The sequence below is a fragment of the Micromonospora sp. NPDC002717 genome (genome assembly GCF_040295705.1).
In the GTDB taxonomy this organism is placed as follows: domain Bacteria; phylum Actinomycetota; class Actinomycetes; order Mycobacteriales; family Micromonosporaceae; genus Micromonospora.
Genome location: NZ_JBEOVW010000040.1, coordinates 26,728 through 45,039, shown reverse-complemented (window position 1 = coordinate 45,039; position 18,312 = coordinate 26,728). Strand labels below are relative to the sequence as shown.

Annotated in this window: 15 protein-coding genes; 6 read left to right on the top strand and 9 right to left on the bottom strand. The window is 73.3% G+C overall.

Annotated features, from left to right (window positions below):
• Positions 1-20: 20 nt before the first annotated feature.
• From ABT006_RS32095 to glgX, 4 genes are all read right to left on the bottom strand, one after another.
• On the bottom strand, positions 21-239 hold the full coding sequence (locus ABT006_RS32095; RefSeq protein WP_350712228.1) for a phosphotransferase: 219 nt from the start codon (positions 237-239) through the stop codon (positions 21-23).
• 531 nt (positions 240-770) lie between these two features.
• Complete coding sequence (treZ, locus tag ABT006_RS32090) at positions 771-2,504, bottom strand: malto-oligosyltrehalose trehalohydrolase (protein WP_350712227.1); 1,734 nt, start codon at positions 2,502-2,504, stop codon at positions 771-773.
• Entirely contained in the window at positions 2,501-2,869 is a 369-nt protein-coding gene (locus ABT006_RS32085) for a hypothetical protein (protein WP_350712226.1), read from the bottom strand. Before ABT006_RS32085 ends, treZ begins: the two co-directional genes overlap by 4 nt.
• Before the next feature lies 1 nt (position 2,870).
• Complete coding sequence (glgX, locus tag ABT006_RS32080) at positions 2,871-4,988, bottom strand: glycogen debranching protein GlgX (RefSeq protein ID WP_350712225.1); 2,118 nt, start codon at positions 4,986-4,988, stop codon at positions 2,871-2,873.
• A 273-nt stretch (positions 4,989-5,261) separates the two neighbouring features.
• Between glgX and ABT006_RS32075 the strand changes: the two genes are divergently transcribed.
• The 4 genes from ABT006_RS32075 to ABT006_RS32060 all read left to right on the top strand — a co-directional run bounded on the left by ABT006_RS32075 (position 5,262) and on the right by ABT006_RS32060 (position 10,742).
• Positions 5,262-5,918, top strand: coding sequence for a response regulator transcription factor (locus ABT006_RS32075; protein WP_350712224.1), 657 nt, complete (start codon positions 5,262-5,264; stop codon positions 5,916-5,918).
• 184 nt (positions 5,919-6,102) lie between these two features.
• Positions 6,103-8,196, top strand: a complete 2,094-nt coding sequence (locus tag ABT006_RS32070; RefSeq protein WP_350712223.1) for a M14 family metallopeptidase — start codon at positions 6,103-6,105, stop codon at positions 8,194-8,196.
• A 76-nt stretch (positions 8,197-8,272) separates the two neighbouring features.
• The gene (locus ABT006_RS32065; protein ID WP_350712222.1) at positions 8,273-8,974 is read left to right on the top strand and encodes a fasciclin domain-containing protein; all 702 of its coding nucleotides are present in this window, start codon (positions 8,273-8,275) and stop codon (positions 8,972-8,974) included.
• 364 nt (positions 8,975-9,338) lie between these two features.
• Positions 9,339-10,742, top strand: coding sequence for a glycosyltransferase family 4 protein (locus ABT006_RS32060; protein WP_350712221.1), 1,404 nt, complete (start codon positions 9,339-9,341; stop codon positions 10,740-10,742).
• A gap of 151 nt (positions 10,743-10,893) precedes the next feature.
• Here ABT006_RS32060 and ABT006_RS32055 read toward each other — a convergent pair whose 3' ends face one another.
• The 4 genes from ABT006_RS32055 to ABT006_RS32040 form a co-directional block, all read right to left on the bottom strand.
• Positions 10,894-12,177: a citrate synthase gene (locus tag ABT006_RS32055; RefSeq protein WP_350712220.1), complete on the bottom strand. Its 1,284-nt coding sequence runs from the start codon at positions 12,175-12,177 to the stop codon at positions 10,894-10,896.
• A 255-nt stretch (positions 12,178-12,432) separates the two neighbouring features.
• Entirely contained in the window at positions 12,433-14,490 is a 2,058-nt protein-coding gene (locus tag ABT006_RS32050; protein ID WP_350712219.1) for a sulfatase-like hydrolase/transferase, read from the bottom strand.
• A complete protein-coding gene (locus ABT006_RS32045) occupies positions 14,483-15,907 on the bottom strand; it encodes a class I SAM-dependent methyltransferase (RefSeq protein ID WP_350712218.1) in 1,425 nt (474 codons plus the stop codon). Before ABT006_RS32045 ends, ABT006_RS32050 begins: the two co-directional genes overlap by 8 nt.
• A 7-nt stretch (positions 15,908-15,914) precedes the next feature.
• Positions 15,915-16,064 carry a hypothetical protein gene (locus tag ABT006_RS32040; RefSeq protein ID WP_350685822.1) on the bottom strand — a complete coding sequence of 50 codons (150 nt, stop codon included), beginning with the start codon at positions 16,062-16,064 and terminating at the stop codon, positions 15,915-15,917.
• 191 nt (positions 16,065-16,255) lie between these two features.
• Between ABT006_RS32040 and ABT006_RS32035 the strand changes: the two genes are divergently transcribed.
• Positions 16,256-16,651: a VOC family protein gene (locus ABT006_RS32035; RefSeq protein ID WP_350712217.1), complete on the top strand. Its 396-nt coding sequence runs from the start codon at positions 16,256-16,258 to the stop codon at positions 16,649-16,651.
• A 72-nt stretch (positions 16,652-16,723) separates the two neighbouring features.
• On the opposite strand, the gene ABT006_RS32030 is transcribed toward ABT006_RS32035, so the two are convergent.
• Complete coding sequence (locus ABT006_RS32030) at positions 16,724-17,410, bottom strand: helix-turn-helix domain-containing protein (RefSeq protein ID WP_350712216.1); 687 nt, start codon at positions 17,408-17,410, stop codon at positions 16,724-16,726.
• Between the two features lie 38 nt (positions 17,411-17,448).
• Here ABT006_RS32030 and ABT006_RS32025 point away from each other — a divergent pair, with 38 nt between their 5' ends.
• On the top strand, positions 17,449-18,303 hold the full coding sequence (locus ABT006_RS32025; protein WP_350712215.1) for an arginase family protein: 855 nt from the start codon (positions 17,449-17,451) through the stop codon (positions 18,301-18,303).
• Positions 18,304-18,312 lie beyond the last annotated feature (9 nt).

Genomic DNA, 18,312 nt, shown 5'->3' with positions numbered 1-18,312 from the left:
GACCGGATCATGTTCGTGGGTCAGGGCCCGGACCGGCCGAAGTCAATCACGCGGGGACCATCGCACCCGGGAATGACGTTGTCCGGCATCAGATCGCGATGGACCAGGTCGGACGGGCGGGTCGCGGTCGGCGCGGTGGCGGTGCCAACCGTCAGTCGGTGCGACGCGTTCCCGCAGATCGGGCCACGCTCACGGACGTGCCGCTTCAGGGTCGGGCCCTCGATGAACTCGCTGACCACGTACGGTGGATCCGCATCCACCTCCCGGTTATCGTTCACGTCCCTGCCCGGGTGATGACGCCCTGGCCGCCCGTACCCAGCCGCCCGAGCAGCTGGTAGGGCCTCGCCGTGCGTGGATCATGCGAACTCAGCGGTGTGGTACCCGGCATCCTCGCCCCTGTCAGCCCGGCCATTGTGACTCCACTGAAACCCTTTACGAGCCGCGCCGATGCGACGGACGACACAGGTATGATGTCACGGCTCCACCAGCACGAAAACCACTCACCTTTCGGCGTGTCGTCCGACGACTTCGGCGATTTGGTCGGCGGTAGAGACGGCGCCGCCACCATAGGACCCCCACAACCCGGCCCGGTAATGGCAAGCGCCTCGTCAGCAGCCCGGAACGGGTAAATCCGTGTGGCGAATCTTGAGTTCCGGCGCCGGCTGCCCCCGGGCCGACATCAACATCACGATCGCCCGCCGCAGCCTCACCGACGCGGACAGCGTTGTACCCGACGCATCCGCATGACGTATCCCGAAATCGCGCGATACTCAGAGCGCCACGACCGCCGCCGTCTCGGCCGGCAGTTCGATCCGGTCCCGCATCACCGTGACCCCCTCCCCCGTGGCCAGCAACACCCGCCGCGCCACCCCCGGCAGCGTGACCCGCTGCGGCTTCGCGGCCAGGTTCGCCACCACCAGCGTCTCCCCCCGGCGCATCACCAGGAAGTGGTCGCCGTGGCGCGCCTCCACCCGGTTCAGCCGCGGGTCGGACAGATCGGGGCGGCTCTTGCGCAGCGCGATGAGCCGCCGGTGGAAGTCGTACATCTCGCGGTGTTCGGGCTTGTCCAGCTCCGCCCAGTCGAGGCGGGAGCGGACGAACGTCTGCGGGTCCTGCGGGTCCGGGACGTCTCCCTCCGGCCAGCCGTGCGCGGCGAACTCCCGCTTCCGGCCCGTCGCCACCGCCGTCGCCAGCTCGGGCTCGGGGTGGCTGGTGAAGAACTGCCACGGGGTGCTGGCCGCCCACTCCTCCCCCATGAACAGCATCGGCGTGAAGGGTGCGGTGAACAGCAGCGTCGCGCCCACCCGCAGCAGCGCCGGGGAGAGCGTGGCGGAGATCCGGTCTCCGGTGGCCCGGTTGCCGATCTGGTCGTGGTTCTGCAGGTACGCCACGAACCGGTGCCCCGGGGTGCGCTGCCGGTCCACCGGCCGCCCGTGGTGGCGGTTGCGGAAGCTGGACCAGGTGCCGGCGTGGAAGAAGCCGCCGGTGAGCACGTCGGTGAGGCATTCCAGGGAGCCGAAATCGCCGTAGTAGCCCTGCCGCTCGCCCGTGAGCAGGGTGTGCAGGGCGTGGTGGGCGTCGTCGTTCCACTGGGCGTGCAGGCCGTAGCCGCCGGCCTCCCGTGGGGTGATGAGCCGCGGGTCGTTGAGGTCGGACTCGGCGATCAGCGACAGCGGCCGGCCGAGGTGGGTGGCCAGCGACTCCACCTCCACCGCGACCTCCTCCAGCAGGTGGGTGGCGCGGCTGTCGGGCATGGCGTGCACGGCGTCGAGCCGCAGCCCGTCGACGTGGTAGTCACGCAGCCACATCAGCACGCTGTCGACGATGTAGCGACGGACGCCGTCGGAGTGCGGGCCGTCGAGGTTGACCGTGCGGCCCCAGGTGTTGCTCTGCTCGGTGAGGTACGGCGCGAACATCGGCGCGTAGGCCCCGGAGGGCCCGAAATGGTTGTAGACGACGTCGAGGATCACCCCCAGACCCTTGGCGTGGGCGGCGTCGACCAGCCGTTTCAGGCCGTCCGGCCCGCCGTAGGGCTGGTGCGGGGCATACCAGCAGACGCCGTCGTAGCCCCAGTTGTGCTCGCCGTTGAAGGCGTTGACCGGGAGCAGCTCGATCATGTCGACGCCGAGGTCGACCAGGTGGTCGAGGCGGCCGATGGCGGCGTCGAAGGTGCCCTCCGGGGTGAAGGTGCCGACGTGCAGCTCGTAGAGGACGCTGCCGGGCAGTTGCCGGCCGGTCCAGGCGTGGTCGGTCCACTCGAACGCCGCGTGGTCGTAGAGCCGGCTCGGCCCGTGCACCCCCGCCGGCTGCCAGGCCGACCGGGGGTCGGGCAGCGCCCGCTCGTCGTCGTCGAGGAGGAAGGCGTAGTCGGTGCCGGGGCCGGTGGCGGGCACCTCGACCCGCCACCAGCCGCCGGGACCGGAACGCATCTCGTGGTCGGCGACGCCGGGCAGGCGCAGCCGGACCCGGGCGGCCTGCGGCGCCCACACCGCGAACTCGGTCATGACGCAGCCTCCACGGACTCGGGGGTGGGAGCCAGCAGCGCGACGGGACAGGTGGCCAGCAGGTCGGCCAGACGGGTCTCCCCGCCACTGTAGACCCGGCCGGTGAACAGGTCGGTCAACTCGTGAACGGGAAGTGACACGACCGTGTCGTCCCAGCCGCCGGCGCGGGCCAGGCCGAGCAGCAAGCCGGGTGGCGACCGCGCCGCCCCGGCCGAAGGCCACCCGCGTGCCGAGAGGTGGGTGACGCCCAGGTCGGCCAGGTGGTCGGCGAGGCCGGCGGTGGCGTCCAGGTCGAAGCCGGGGCGGGCCTGCACCCGGCAGGTGGCGCCGACCCGGGGCGCGGCCGGTCGAGGGGTGGTCGACATGTCAGGCCGCCCTCTCCAGCACCACCACGCACCGGTCCGGCACGCCGAGGACGCCACCCGCCTCGACCACGGTGGTCTTCTCCGGTTCCGGTTCCGCCGTGCTGATCACCAGCTCCCAGCGTCGGCCGAACTCGGGCCCGGGCACGGTGAAGTCCAGCGGCGCGTCGTGGGCGTTGAAGCAGAGCAGGAAGGAGCTGTCCAGATGGCGCTGGCCGTACTGGCCGCGCTCGCGGATGCCCTCGCCGTTGACGAACAGCGCGACGGAGCGGCCGAAGTCGTTGCCCCAGTCCTCGCCGGTCATCTCCCGCCCGTCGGGGGTGTACCAGGCCAGGTCGGGCAGGGGCTCGTCGACCAGCCGGGAACGCACCGGCAGGCCCGTGAAGAAGCGGCGGCGGCGGAACACCTGGTGGCGACGGCGGAAGGCGACCAGCTTGCGGGTGAACTCCAACAGGTCGGTGTCGGCGTGCTCCCAGTCGACCCACGCCAGCTCGCTGTCCTGGCAGTACGCGTTGTTGTTGCCGCGCTGGGTGCGGCCCAGCTCGTCGCCGTGGCCGATCATCGGCACGCCCTGGGAGAGCATCAGGGTGGCCAGGAAGTTGCGGCGCTGCCGGGCCCGCAGGGCCAGCACCGCCGGGTCGTCGGTGTCCCCCTCGACCCCGCAGTTCCACGACCGGTTGTGGCTCTCGCCGTCCCGGTTCTCCTCCCCGTTGGCCTCGTTGTGCTTGTCGTCGTACGACACCAGGTCGGTGAGGGTGAACCCGTCGTGGCAGGTGACGAAGTTGATGCTGTGGAACGGTCGACGCCCGTCGTCCTGGTAGAGGTCGGCGGAGCCGGAGATGCGGGACGCGAACTCGGCCAGGGTGGCGGGTTCGCCGCGCCAGAAGTCGCGCACGGTGTCGCGGTACTTGCCGTTCCACTCGGTCCACACCGGCGGGAAGTTGCCGACCTGGTAGCCGCCGGGGCCGACGTCCCACGGCTCGGCGATCAGCTTGACCTGGCTGACCACCGGGTCCTGCTGCACCACCTCGAAGAAGGTGGAGAGGCGGTCGACCTCGTAGAACTCGCGGGCCAGGGTCGCGGCGAGGTCGAAGCGGAAGCCGTCGACGTGCATCTCGGTCACCCAGTAGCGCAGTGAATCCATGATCAGCTGGAGCGAGTGCGGGCTGCGCACGTTGAGGCTGTTGCCGGTGCCGGTGTAGTCGACGTAGTGGCGTCGGTCCTCCTCGCTCAGCCGGTAGTAGCTGGGGTTGTCGACGCCCTTGAAGCTCAGCGTCGGGCCGAGGTGGTTGCCCTCGGCGGTGTGGTTGTAGACGACGTCGAGGATGACCTCGATCCCGGCGGCGTGCAGCGCCTTGACCATGCCCCGGAACTCCTGCACCTGCTGGCCCAGGCGGCCCCACGCGGAGTAGCCGTGGTGCGGGGCGAAGAAGCCGATGGTGTTGTAGCCCCAGTAGTTGCGCAGCCCCAGGTCCGCGAGGCGGTGGTCGTGCACGAACTGGTGCACGGGCATCAGCTCGACGGCGGTCACCCCGAGCGTCGTCAGGTGCTCGATCATCGGCGGGGAGGCCAGGCCGGCGTACGTGCCGCGCAGCTCCTCGGGGATGTCGGGGTGGCGCATGGTCAGGCCGCGCACGTGTGCCTCGTAGATCACCGAGTGGTGGTACGGGGTGCGCGGCGGCTTGTCGTTGCCCCAGTCGAAGTACGGGTTGACCACCACCGACTTCGGCACGAACGGCGCGGAGTCGGTGGTGCTCATCCGCTCCGGGTCGCCGTGCTCGTGGTCGTAGACCGCCGGGTCCCACCGCACGTCGCCGTCGACCGCCTTGGCGTACGGGTCGAGCAGCAGCTTGTGCGGGTTGCAGCGCAGCCCGTTCGCGGGGTCGTACGGCCCGTGCACGCGGTAGCCGTACCGCTGCCCCGGCTCGACACCCGGGATGTACGCGTGCCAGACGTAGGCGTCGACCTCGCGCAGCTCGACGCGCCGTTCCGCCCCGCTCTCCCCCTCGTCGAACAGGCACAGCTCGACCCGCTCGGCCACCTCTGAGAAGATCGCGAAGTTGGTGCCCATCCCGTCGTAGGTGGCCCCCAGGGGATACCGCTCACCCGGCCAGACCTGCATGTCGCTCCTTCGGCCAAAGATCATGAGCGCGCACCGCACCATGAGCGCACCACACGGCGGGGGCCGGGCGGCGCGCGTGCGGGTATTGCCCCGCTGGTTCGGCCACCAATCCACCCGTTCGGCGGATGACCGGAATCCACCCGACCGATACCCGCCGGCGCACACACCGCACGGACCGAGCGCTGCGGTTACGATCTTGCATCCGCACTGGTCAGGGTGTTGATCATCGGACAGACTCGGACCCGGCTGGGATGAGGTCCGAGGGGGACGTACGTGCGGATTCTCTTGGTGGAAGACGACCTACGCGTGGCGTCTGCCCTCACCAAGGCCCTGCGCCGCCGGCGATACGAGGTGGTGCCGGCGCTGACGGCCGCCGAAGCGATCCGGGCCGACCCGGTCGACCTGGTCCTGCTGGACCTCAACCTGCCCGACCGGGACGGTCTGGAGGTGTGCCGGCGGCTACGTCAGGCCGACGAGGACGTCGCCATCATCGCGGTCAGCGCCCGTGCCGAGGAGTACGACCGGGTGGCCGGCCTGCGGGCCGGCGCCGACGACTACGTCGTCAAGCCGTTCTCGATGGTGGAGTTGCAGGCCCGCATCGAGGCGGTGATGCGGCGTACCGTCCGCAGCGCCCGGACCACGAGCCAGTTGCGGGTCGGCACGCTGCGCATCGACGTCAACGCCCGGCGGGTCTGGGTGGGCGACCGGGAGGTCAGCCTGGCCCGCAAGGAGTTCGACCTGCTGGTGGCGCTGGCCCGGCAGGCCGGCGCGGTGGTGCCCCGGGACCGGTTGCAGTTGGACGTCTGGCAGACCACCTGGGGCACCCGGCACAACCTCGACGTACACGTCGCGGCCCTGCGGGGCAAGCTCGACGACGCCGGCCTGGTCGAGACGGTCCGCGGCGTCGGCTACCGGCTGCGCGGGGGATGACGACGGCCGGTGAGCGACCGGGGTGCCCGCGACCACCCGCCGGTGACCAGGTCGGAAACCTCAGATGATCCTCAAGAAACACCGGGTGTGGGCCAACGGTGGGCCGAGTGCGGGTGTGCTGGGCGCACCCCACCATCCTCCTGTTTGGAGATCCCTCTTGAGATACAGACGGACAACGGCCGGTGTGTTCTCCGCCTTGCTCGCCGCCACCCTCGTGGCGACGGCGGTGCCGGGACAGGCGCACGGGCAGCCGAGCGCGGCCCTGCAGCAGGCGGAGCCGAACCAGGTGCAGGGCCTCACGGTCGTGCAGGGCGACGGGTACGCCACGCTGGCGTGGACCCGGGTAGAAGGGGCCACCGACTACCAGATCGAGCGGACCCCGCTGGCCGGGGACGGCACGCTGGGCACGCCGGTGATCGTCGGTGTCTGGCGCCCGAACCGCCAGGTCAACAACACCGCGCCGACCTTCGCCGACGCCGGCTTCGTGCCGGGCAACGGCTTCCAGTGGCGGGTCCGGGCCCGGTTCGGCACCGAGGCCCAGCCCTACTCGGCGCCGGTCAGCGGCACCACCAGGGCCCACTGGGGCGACCCGGCCGTCCCGGGTGAGAACCTGCGCACCCAGTGGGAGGACACGCTGGGCGCCCAGTACACCAGCGACGTCAACGAGTACGCGTACACCGCCGCGATCGACAAGGCCAGCGACCGCGTTCGCGTGGTGGAGATCGGCCGCACCGTCCAGGACCGGCCGATCAACATGCTGGTCATCGGCTACCCCAAGCCGCCGGCGACGCCGGAGGCCGTGGCCGCGACCAACCCCCTGATGGTCAACTGCAACGTGCACGGCAACGAGCCGGGCGACCGCGAGGCCTGCCTGATCATGGCCCGGCAGTTGGCCTTCACCAAGGACAGCAAGACCCTCGACCTGCTGTCGAAGACCACCATGCTGATCGTGCCGACGCTCAACGGCGACGGGCGGGCCGCCAACACCCGGGGCAACTCCACCGGTCAGGACCTGAACCGGGACCACTCGCTGATCCGCCAGCCGGAGACCCACGCCCTCGCCGAGATGGTCCGCGACTACCGGCCGGTCGCCGGCTACGACGGCCACGAGTACGGCAACACCAACGCCGGTGACCTGCCGATGCTGCCGCCCCGGCACCAGAACGTGGCGCAGGGAATCTTCGACGAGTCGCAGGACATGATCGAAGGTCACATGTACGCCCAGGGCGCCCAGGACGGCTGGTGGGCGTGCCCGTACGGCTGCACCTCCAACGCCACGGTGGGTCTGAGCGAAGAGACCATCCTGCGTAACACCCTCGGCCTGAAGAACGTCGTCAACTCCCTGCTGGAGCTGCGCAGCTCCGGTGGCCCGACGCGGCCCGACGAGAGCAACACCGCGAACAACCGCCGGCGCAAGACGTACTCCGCGCTGTGGACGTTCAACGAGTTTTTCAAGTACCACGGCGCCAACGTCAAGGACATCACCAAGGCCCGCGCCGAGGCGATCACGTTCCAGTCCGCCAACGAGGGACGGATCGTGTTCCGGGGCTCCCGGAAGATCGAGGCCTACCCCGCCCCGCACCCGGGTGAGGCCCCGCCGCCCGTGGACGCCCCCACCCCGGAGCGGATCCTCGAGCAGGCGCCGTGCGCGTACCGGCTGACCGAGGAGCAGTACCACGGTGAGCGTACCGACGGTCCGACCGGCAAGCGCACCACGGCGGCCCAGCGCATCGCCGCCCACGGCTGGAAGGTGATCAAGGTCGCCGACGGCTACCTGGTTCCGCTGTCCCAGCCGCAGCGGGGCCTGATCCCGCTGCTGCTCGACGAGCAGGCCGTCGAGGGCCTGGTCGCCGGCGAGCGGATCGCCCCCACCCTGACCGGCACCCACAACGGCACGCTGGTCGTCTCCGGCGTCGCCTGCCTGGACGGGGCCACCGTCCGGGGTTCGATCCAGGTGCGGCCCGGCGCCACGCTGATCGTCAACGGCAGCTCGATCAACGGTCCGGTGAACGCCACCAGCGCCGCCGGGGTCGTCATGACCGACAGCACGGTCGAGGGTCCGGTGCGCGCCACCGGCACCAGGGGCCCGGTCGTCCTGGTCGGCAACGAGGTGACCGGGCCGGTCAGCGTGACCGGCAGCACGGGCGTGGCCCCGCTGGTGGCCGGCAACACCGTCGACGGTCCGCTGGCCTGCACCGGCAACTCCCCGGAGCCGATGAACATGGAGGTCAGCAACTCCGTACGGGGTCCGAACGTCGGCCAGTGCGCGCTTCTGTGACCTGCTGAGTTCCGCCCGAACGTGGTGCCGGCAGGCCTCCCGCCGACCTGCCGGCACCACCCGTACCCGTTCCGAAGTGGAGAAGACCGTGCCCGACACCCTCACCCCGGGGCCGCGCTCCGGAAACCGGTCCCGGGTCGCCCGCCGCCGGCGGGCGGTGGCCGGGGCCGCTCTGGCCCTCCTGGTCGCGGTGACCGGGTGCACCAGTTCGCAGGAAAAGAGGTCCGCCGCGACGGACCGCACCGGCGACGCCACACCGGTCGCGGTGACCGGACCGCTGTGCGACGTGCTGCCCTCGGGGACCGAGCCGGGTGGTCCGGGCTCGCTGGTGGGCCAGTCGCCCGACCGGGCCCTCACCTGGATTCCCGTGCTCACCACGTTCGAGGCGGCGGTCCGGGCCACCGGGATGGCCGAGGAGTTGTCCGCCGCCGGTGGGCTGACCATCCTCGCCCCGACCGACGACGCCTTCCGGGCCAAGTTCTCCACCGCCAACCTGGACCACCTGCTGCTCAAGGACACCGACACGCTGCGGGGGTTGCTGAAGGAGCACCTGGTCGGCGGGGCACGCTCGGCCGCCGAACTGGTGGCCGCCGGCTCCGTCACCACCCTCGCGGGCACCACCCTCGCCGTCACCGCGGCCGGACCGGGGGCCCGGCTGGCCGACGGGGCCGAGACGGTCTGCGCGGACTACCGGGCCGCCGGCGCCCGGATCCACGTGATCAACAAGGTGCTCGGAAGCCTGCCGGACACCGCCCGCGAGGAGGACGACTACCACTGAGTGGCCCGACGGCTCCCCAGCCGGCCCACGACACCGGCCGCCGGCCCCCGCACCCGGGGGTCGGCGGCCGGTGTCGTCGGTGGCGCTCGCGTCGACGCTCGCCGCACGGGCTCGGCTACCCCTCCGCCCTTCGACGGTTGCTCGTCCACCCTTCGGTGGCGGCCCGGAATCCACCCGACTGATACGGGTCGGAGTTGCGGTGTCCTCCGTCACCTTGGCCCTTTTCGAGATGCGGGATCGACCGCGATGCCCTTTGCTTGTTCGGGGGCGCGCACGCGCGTCGCCACTCGGCCGTTCGGCCATCCCACCCAGTTCCGCCGCCACCGCTGCCGGCGCGCACCATCACGCATGGACGGAGATTGATGTGACGACCCTGCGGGTCGGCGAGCAGCCCACCACCTCCCCGGGTCGGGTCCACCGGCCCACCCTCACCTCCCGGCCCCAGGTCCCGGCGCACGCCGGGCCGGGCACGCCCCCGCAGACCCGCCGCATCCTGATGCTCTCCTGGGAGTACCCGCCCGTGCTCGTGGGCGGGCTCGGCCGGCACGTGCACGCCCTGTCGGTGGCCCTGGCCGCCGCCGGGCACGAGGTCACCGTCGTCACCCGGCACGCCGACGGCGCGCCCCTGGAGGAGTACGCCGACGGCGTCCGCATCCTGCGCGCCGCCGAGGACCCGGTGACCTTCCCGCTGGCCACGTCCTCCCTGCTCGCCTGGACGATGGCGTTCAACCACACCCTCACCCGGGCCGCCCTGCGGGCCACCGAGGCCGGCTCGTACGACGTCATCCACGCCCACGACTGGCTCGTCGCGCACACCGCGATGACCCTGCGCGAGCACCTGGACATCCCGCTGGTCAGCACCATCCACGCCACCGAGGCCGGCCGGCACCAGGGCTGGCTGCCGGAGGAGATGAACCGCACCATCCACGGCGTCGAGCACTGGCTGGCCGGCGAGTCCGGACGGGTGATCGTCTGCTCCGGCTACATGCGCGACGAGGTGACCGGGCTGTTCGGCGTGCCGGCCGGCCGGGTCGACGTGGTGCCCAACGGCGTGGAGCCGCACCGCTGGCGGGCGCCGGCGGCCGCGGTGGCACAGGCCCGCGCCCGGTTCGCCGGGGACGGCCCACTGGTCACCTTCGCCGGCCGGCTGGTCTACGAGAAGGGCGTACAGCACCTGATCGCCGGGCTCCCCCGGCTGCGCGAGCGGCACCCCGGGCTGCGCGCGGTCATCGTCGGCGACGGTCCGTACCGCGGCGAACTGGAGGCCGAGGTGCACCGTCTCGGCCTGGCCGGCACGGTCAGCCTCCCGGGCTTCCTCGGCGGCACCGACCTGCCCGCGGTGATGGCCGCGTCGGACTGCTTCGCGGTGCCGAGCATCTACGAGCCGTTCGGCATGGTGGCCCTGGAGGGCGCCGCCGCCGGCGCGCCCCTGGCGGTCGCCGCGACCGGCGGACTGGCCGAGATCGTCGAGCCGGGCGTCACCGGGATGACCTTCCGGCCGCACGACCCGGACGGGCTGACCGACGCCGTGCACGCCCTGCTGTCGGACCGGGAGCGGGCCCGCGAGCTGGCCCGCCGTGCCCACGCCATGGTCCACGAGCGGTACGGCTGGACGGCGATCGCGCACCGCACGGCCGCCGCCTACGCCGCGGCGATCGCCACGGCGCCGGCATTCACCGCCGAGCGGGCCGCCGAACGGATGGCCCGGGGCCGCGCCCTGCCGGCCGTCGCGGAGGGCAACCTGCTGGCCGCCGCCGGCCTGCGCTGACCGGCGAGGACCGGCCGGCGTCCGCCGCACGGAGCCGCCTCCGCCGCCTCCCGCAGTGGGCCTGACCGGCACGCCCCGCCCCTCCCCCACAGCGCGACAGGCCGCCGAACCCTCGCGGGGTCGGCGGCCTGTGTGCGGTGCGCGGCGGAGGTCAGCGCTCCGAGAACGGGGCGTACGCCCGCTCCGGGGAGCCGGTGTAGATCTGCCGCGGGCGACCGATCTTGGTCTCCGGGTCGTTGATCATCTCGCGCCACTGGGCGATCCAGCCGGGGAGCCGGCCCAGCGCGAAGAGCACCGTGAACATCTTGGTCGGGAAGCCCATGGCCTTGTAGATCAGGCCGGTGTAGAAGTCCACGTTCGGGTAGAGCTTGCGGGACACGAAGAAGTCGTCGGCCAGCGCGATCTCCTCGAGCTGCATCGCGATGTCCAGCAGCGGGTCCGGCTTGGCCATCCGGCCGAGCACGTCCTGGGCCGCCTTCTTCACGATCGCCGCGCGCGGGTCGTAGTTCTTGTAGACCCGGTGGCCGAAGCCCATCAGCTTCACGCCGTCCTGCTTGTCCTTCACCTTGCGGACGAAGGACCCGACGTCGCCGCCGTCGGCCTGGATCTTCTCCAGCATCTCCAGCACGGCCTGGTTGGCGCCGCCGTGCAGCGGGCCGAAGAGCGCGTTCACGCCGGCCGATACCGAGGCGAAGAGGTTGGCGTTGCTGGAGCCGACCAGCCGCACGGTCGAGGTGGAGCAGTTCTGCTCGTGGTCGGCGTGCAGGATGAACAGCATGTCCAGCACCTTGGCCATGACCGGGTCGACCTCGTACGGCTCCGCCGGCACGCCGAAGGTCATCCGCAGGAAGTTCTCCACGTAGCCCAGCGAGTTGTCCGGGTACAGCAGCGGCTGGCCGATCGACTTCTTGTAGGCGTACGAGGCGATGGTGGGAACCTTCGCCATCAGCCGGACCGTGGACATCTCGACGTGCGAGGAGTCGAACGGGTCCAGGCTGTCCTGGTAGAAGGTCGAGATGGCGCTCACGGCCGAGGAGAGCACCGCCATCGGGTGCGCGTCGCGCGGGAAGCCGTCGAAGAAACGGCGCATCTCCTCGTGCAGCAGGGAGTGCCGCCGGATCCGCTCGGTGAACTCGGTCAGCTGCTGCTGGCTCGGCAGCTCACCGTAGATCAGCAGGTACGAGACCTCCAGGAACGAGGACTTCTCCGCGAGCTGCTCGATCGGGTACCCGCGGTAACGCAGGATCCCCGCGTCGCCGTCGATGTAGGTGATCGCGGACGAGCAGGCCGCGGTGTTGACGAAACCAGGGTCGTACGTCGTCATCCCGGTTTCCTTGAGCAGCTTGCCCACCCCGATGCCGGCGGGGCCCTCGACCGCGGATTGCACCGGCATCGAAAGCTGCCCACCGGGGTGATCGAGCTTGACTTCCGTCATGTGGTCCCTCGCTTCGCCGGCAGATCTGCATTGAATTGCCTTCGCTTTTACCGTAATCACGGTCGCGGGGATACCGCCCGCCGTGGTTCGGCGGTGAGGTCTGCGTCACCCGATTCCCGACCAGCGGGCCGGGAAACCCCGTCCATTTCGGGCACGGCGGGGCCGCCCGTGCCCGCGTGGGCATGGGAACGCTACCGGCCGGCCGCCCGTCACAGGCGGGCAGGGCGCGCGCCGCGGTGGGCGGGCCGCAGCGCCTCAGGACAGGTCGAGGCGGCGCAGCGTCCCGTCGGCGGCGACGCGGTAGACGTCCAGCCGGTTCGCCCCGGCGTGGAAGAGCCGGTCGTCGGTGACCAGGGCGGCGAAGCGGCGACCGCCGGCGTCCCGGGGGACCACCGGCACGACGGCGCCGACCCGGCCGTTGACGGCGACCGCCAGCAGGGTGCCGGAGGGCACCCCGTCCGGCACGTCGCCCCAGACCGCCGCCGGCAGCCGGCCGGTGTCCGGGTCGACGGCCCGGAACCCGGACAGACCGGCGACGTGGGCGGTGCCGCCGTTCGGACGGTCGCCGACAGCGGTGCCCACGAGCGGGTGGGGCGCGGGCGGCGCGGGCGGGGTCGGCACGCCGCCGGGGATGGGCGTCGGTTCCCCGGGGCGGTCGTAGAAGACCTTGCCCGTCTCGGCGCGCGGGGCCTCGCGGGCGGACCGGCCGTCGACCCGCCACGGCAGCCGGATGGCGGCCTCGTCGGCGATCGTGGGCAGCAGGTCGACGTGCTGCCAGTTCCGGTCGTCGACCCGCCCGGCGCGCTGTCCGGGGGTCTTGACGAACATCGGCACCCAGGCGACCTCGTCCGGGGCGGCCCGGATGGCGTCCATCCCGCGCCCCTGGGCGCCCTTGGTGAAGCTGACCCCGTGGTCGGCGGTGACCACCAGCAGGGCCTCGTCGTAGAGGCCGCGCTCCCGCAGGGTCCGCAGGGTCTCCCCGATCAGCCGGTCGGTGTAGCCGAGCTGCGCGAGGTGACGCCGGCGGGCCAACTCCACCCAGCCGTCGCCGTCGTTCGGCAGGTCCTCCGGGGCGTCGTAGCGCGACCCGGACGGCAGGTACTCCCACGGGGAGTGCGGCATCAGCAGGTGCAGGAAGTGCAGCGTGGGCCGGGACGCCGGCCGCAGTCCGGCCAGGAAACTGGTGAACCGGGCCGGCTGGTTGGCGTTCAGGCTGTCCCAGCGGAACTTCGGGTCCGCCGGCACCGGCTCGGCGTCGTCGATGCCCGCCTCGGCCCGGGTGCGCTCCCGGTAGGAGTCCTCCGGGTCGACCCGGCTGTCCACGGGGCCGGCGAGGCGGCGCAGCAGCCCGCCGGTCTCCCGGACGAGCACACCCATCCCCTGCTCGGGCGTGACCGGCGACTCGCACCGGCTGGGCGGGCAGAGCCGGGTGATGCTCTCCTCGGCGCGGATGTCGTACAGGCCGCCGAAGGCGGTGAAGAGGTTGTCCGGGTACTGCGAGTAGTGCGGCGCCGCCGCGCGCTGCGGGTACCGACCGGTGAGCATCGCCGGCAACGCGTACGGCGTCCAGCCGGCGACGCCGGTGGCGTTGCGGTACCAGGTGGAGCCGGCGGCCAACTCGGCGAAGTGCGGGTACCGGGTGGCGTCGACCCGCCCGTCCGGTCCGAGCAGGGAGACCAGCGGCAGCTCGTCGAGGACCAGTACCACGACCGGCGGGTGGTTGCCGGGCCCGGCCGCCCCGGCCGCGCCGCCCTCGCCGCGGGGCAGCACCACCGTGGAGGTGGGCGAGGCGAACAGGAACAGCCCCACGAACAGCACCGGGCCGGCGGCGGCCAGCCGCAGCACCCGCCCGGGCGCGCGCCACCGCCGGTGCGCGACCGCCCCGGCGGCGCCGGCCACCGCCGCCACCAGCAGCAGCGGTACGCCCCGCAGCGGCGTGCCGTGCCGGCCGACCTGCACGGCCAGGGCGGCGAGCAGCAGCCCGACCAGCAGGGTGTGCGTCACCGAGCGGGCCGCCCGCCCGGCCAGCCGGGACAGCGCGCCGAGCAGCGCCACGGCCGCCGTGGGCGCCAGGACGACCAGTGCGAGCAGCAGCAGGATCTCGCGCCGGTCCGCCCGGTGGAACAGGAAGAAGTCCGGGCTGCGGCCGAGGACGTCCAGCAGCGGCTGGGTCACCACGAGGCCGACGAGGGCGGCGACCTCCGCCAGCCGGCCGAGTTCCGCCCGCCGGCCCGGCGACCGGCCGGCCGGCCCGGACGCCGGCGGCGGGTCGGCCGGGGCGGCGTGGTCCGCCGGGCACGCCGGCTCAGCCACCCACGACCGCCGCGTAGAGGGTCCGGGTGCCCGACGGCAGGTCGAGACGGCGCGCGATCCGGCACCGGGTTCCCAGCAGCCGTTCGAACTCGGCGCGCCGGTAGTCCGGGAAGAGCCCATCGGGCTTGTTGGCCAGCAGCCGGCGGGCCATCGGGTCCTCGGGGTGGACGAACTCCACCACGATCCGGGCGCCGGGGGCGGCGAGGCCGACGAGCCAGTCCAGCACCTCGCTCAGCGGCACGTTGCGCCCGATCGCCAGGTGGTGCACCACGGCCAGGGCGAGCACCACGTCCGCCCGGGCGCGGCCGGCGAACGAGGCCCGCTCGACGCCCCGCCAGCCGCCGCCGGGGGACGGGTCGGCGAGGTCCATCACCAGCGGCAGGATCCGCCGCTCGCCCTCGTCGCGCAGCGCCCGGTAGAGCCCGTCCACGACGGCCGGGTCCTGCTCCACCGCGACGACGTAGTCGGCCAGCCGGGCGGCGAGCCGGGCGTACCGGCCGTCGTTGGCGCCGAGGTCGAGCGCCAGGCGGGGACGCGGCGGGTCGGTCAGCGCCTCGGCGACGAAGCGTTCCTTCGCGGCCCGGTCGTCGGCCGTGTACGCGCAGGTGCGCTGGTAGTCGACCCAGTGGCTGGCGGCCGGGCGGTGCTCCAGCCGGCGGACGAGCTTCTCGATCCCGCGTACGGTGGCCAGCGCCAGCTCCCGGGAGTAGCCGGCCGCCCGTAGCTGCGACCGGACGTCGGCGGTGCTGGCCCGGGCGTTGCGGCGCTGCACCGCGTCGTGCAGGTGCACGTGGGTGAGCACGCCGGGCAGCAGCCGGCGCGTCCCGCCGAACAGCCGGCGCATCTGGTCGGGCTCGATCCCGTCGACCCTGGCGCGCAGCCACGGCTGGAAGTCCAGCCCGAGGTGGGCGCCGAGCAGCAGCGGGTAGAGCAGGGTCTGGCAGAACTGCCGGTAGCCGGCCCAGGGCTCGCCGTCGCGCGCCGGGGTGAACGAGCCGACGTCGATGAAGACCGGCTCCGCCCCCCGCCACTGGAGGTTGTACGCCGAGCCGTCCTTGGTGGTGAACCCGGCCGGCAGCGCCGCCCGCAGGATCTCCAGGTGCAGCAGTGCCGCGTCCCGCAGCATGGCGAAGGACCACTCGTACGGGTGCGAGACGAACGGGATGCGCTCGTGGCGGAGCACGGCCGCCCACCGGGCGGCCGTGGGCACCCGCGCCGGCTCGACCGGCTCGGTGCCGCAGACCTTGCCGGCGGCGAGCAGCGGCGGGAAGAACTCGGCGGCGGCCAGTGCGCGCCACTCCTGGGCGGCCCGCTCGTCCAGCCCGCGCAGCACGTCGTCGCCGAGGTGGAAGACCCGGTTGGCCGGGTCGCGGAACGACCCGGGCTCGGCGCGTATGCCGGTGTGGGGGGTCACCATCGCCGGGTCAGCGGTGGTCGGTGGGCTGGCGGCGGAAGCGGTCGACCAGCCGCCGCCAGTAGAGCTTGGCCGCCACCGCGGCGCCGGCCACCCCGCCGACCACCGCCTGCACGATCAGGCTGCCGGACCCCGCGTCCAGGTAGGCCAGGTGTTCCACCGACCGCTCCTTCCCTCGCCGTCTCGACCGCCGGCGCACCCGGTCGCACCCTATGAGGGATTTGGCCGGAAAGCCGGACTTGTCTCACACCGTACGCCGATCGTCCCCGCCGTGAAGGCCACACCGGACACTCCACCCGGCGTCCGTTTCGTTCAAGACACCCGCCCGGGGCCGCCCCTACCGTGGCAGCCATGGCACCCACACTGGATCTCATCGGCATGGTCGCCAGCGACCTGCCACGCTCGCTCGCCTTCTACCGGCGGCTCGGCCTCGACATCCCGGCCGGGGCCGACGCCGAGCCGCACGTGGAGGTCACCCTGCCGGGGGGCCTCCGGCTGGCCTGGGACACCGCCGACACCGTCCGCTCCTTCGACCCGGACTGGAGGCCCGGGGGCGGCGGCGGGGCCGGGCTCGCGTTCCGGTGCGCCGACCCGGCCGAGGTGGACCGGCTCTACGCCGAACTGGTGGCCGAGGGCCACCCGGGCCACCTGCCCCCGTGGGACGCCTACTGGGGCCAGCGGTACGCGGTGGTACTCGACCCGGACGGCAACGGCGTGGACCTGTTCGCCCCGCTCGCACAGGGGTGAGCGCGGTCCGCCCGCGCAGGCCGGACCGGCCCGCCCTCGCAGGGCCGGACCGCGGGGCTGGACCGGGTTCGCTCAGCGCGACAGCAGGACGGTCGGCGGCACCCCGGCCAGGTCCCGCACGTCGCGGGTGAGGTGGGCCTGGTCGGCGTACCCGCAGCGGGCCGCCACCTCGGCCAGCGGGGTGCCGGCGCGGGCCAGCGCCAGGGCGCGCCCCATCCGCAGGATCCGGGCCAGGGTCTTCGGGCCGTACCCGAACAGGTGCCGGCTGCGGCGATGCAGGGCGCGCGGGTCGAGGCCGACCTCGGCGGCGGCCGCCGCCACGGTCGCGCCGGCGGCCAGCGCGGCGGCGACCCGGACGCCGAGCGGGTCCTGGCCCCCGGCCGCCCGCAGCCGCGCCACGGCGATCTCCGTCAGCACGGCGGCCGGGGCGGCCTCGGCCCGCTCGGCCAGCCGGTCGACGTCGCGGTCGCCCCACAGGTCGGCCAGGGGGACCCGTCGGTCGCGCAGCTCGACGGCGGGCACGCCGAGCACCGCCGGGCCGACGCCCGGCGGAAGCCGCAGCCCCACCCAGCGCCGCGCCGGCCCGCCGCCGCTCAGGTGCGCGGTGCGGTCCGGCCCGGCCACCAGCATGCCGCCACGGCTCGTCCAGAGCAGGTCGACGCAGCCGTCGGGGAGCACCCGGGTCGGCGCGGCACCCGCCCGCGTCGTGCTGGTCCAGAGCACCGCGCCGGCAAACCCGGCGGGACGTTCCCGGTACATGCCGCCCAGCCTGCCACGACCCGACTAGCCTTCCGGGTGTGCGATGGTCGGTGCTGGACGCTCCGCTCGACTCCTCCGGCCGCGGCCGGGGCGAGCGGCGGGCGCCCGCGGCGCTGCGGTCGGCGGGGCTGCTGGGCCGGCTGGGCGCCGCGGACGCCGGCGCGGTCGACGCCGGAATCACCGATCCCGTCCGCGACCCGGAGACCGGCGTGATCGGCGTCGAACACCTGCGGCGGGCCACCCGGGCGATCGCCGCCCGGGTGACGGAGCTGCTCGACGCGGGGCACAGCCCTCTCGTGCTCGGGGGCGACTGCGCGATCCTGCCGGGCACGCTGCAGGGGCTGCCGGCCGGCTTCGACCTGTGGTTCCTCGACGCCCACCTCGACTTCGAGGACGGGCGCACCTCGCCCACCGGCGAGGCGGCGGACATGGACCTGTCGATCGTCACCGACCACGGTCCGGCCGGCGTCCTCGACCGGGAGGGGCCGCTGGTCGACCCCGACCAGGTGCACGTGCTCGGCCACCGCCCGCGCGACCCGGACATCGGGGACGGCCTGGAGGCCGTCCGGGTCGACCCCGCCGTGCACCTGGTGCCCGCCGACGGGCTGCGCGGGCCCGACGCGGCGGCGGTGGGCCGGGACCTGGCCACCGGCACCACGCCGGCCTGGCTGCACCTCGATCTCGACGTGCTCGACCCGGTCGTGCTGCCGGCGGTCAGCTACCCCGAGCCGGGCGGCCTGGACTGGGCCGACCTCACGGCGCTGGTCGGGCCGCTGGTGCGCTCGGGCCGGCTGATCGGGATGAGCGTCACGGACTTCAACGCCGACGAGGACCCCGACGGGCGGCACGCGGAGCGGATCGCGGCCGTCCTCGCCGACCTGCTGGCCGACTGACCGGGGACC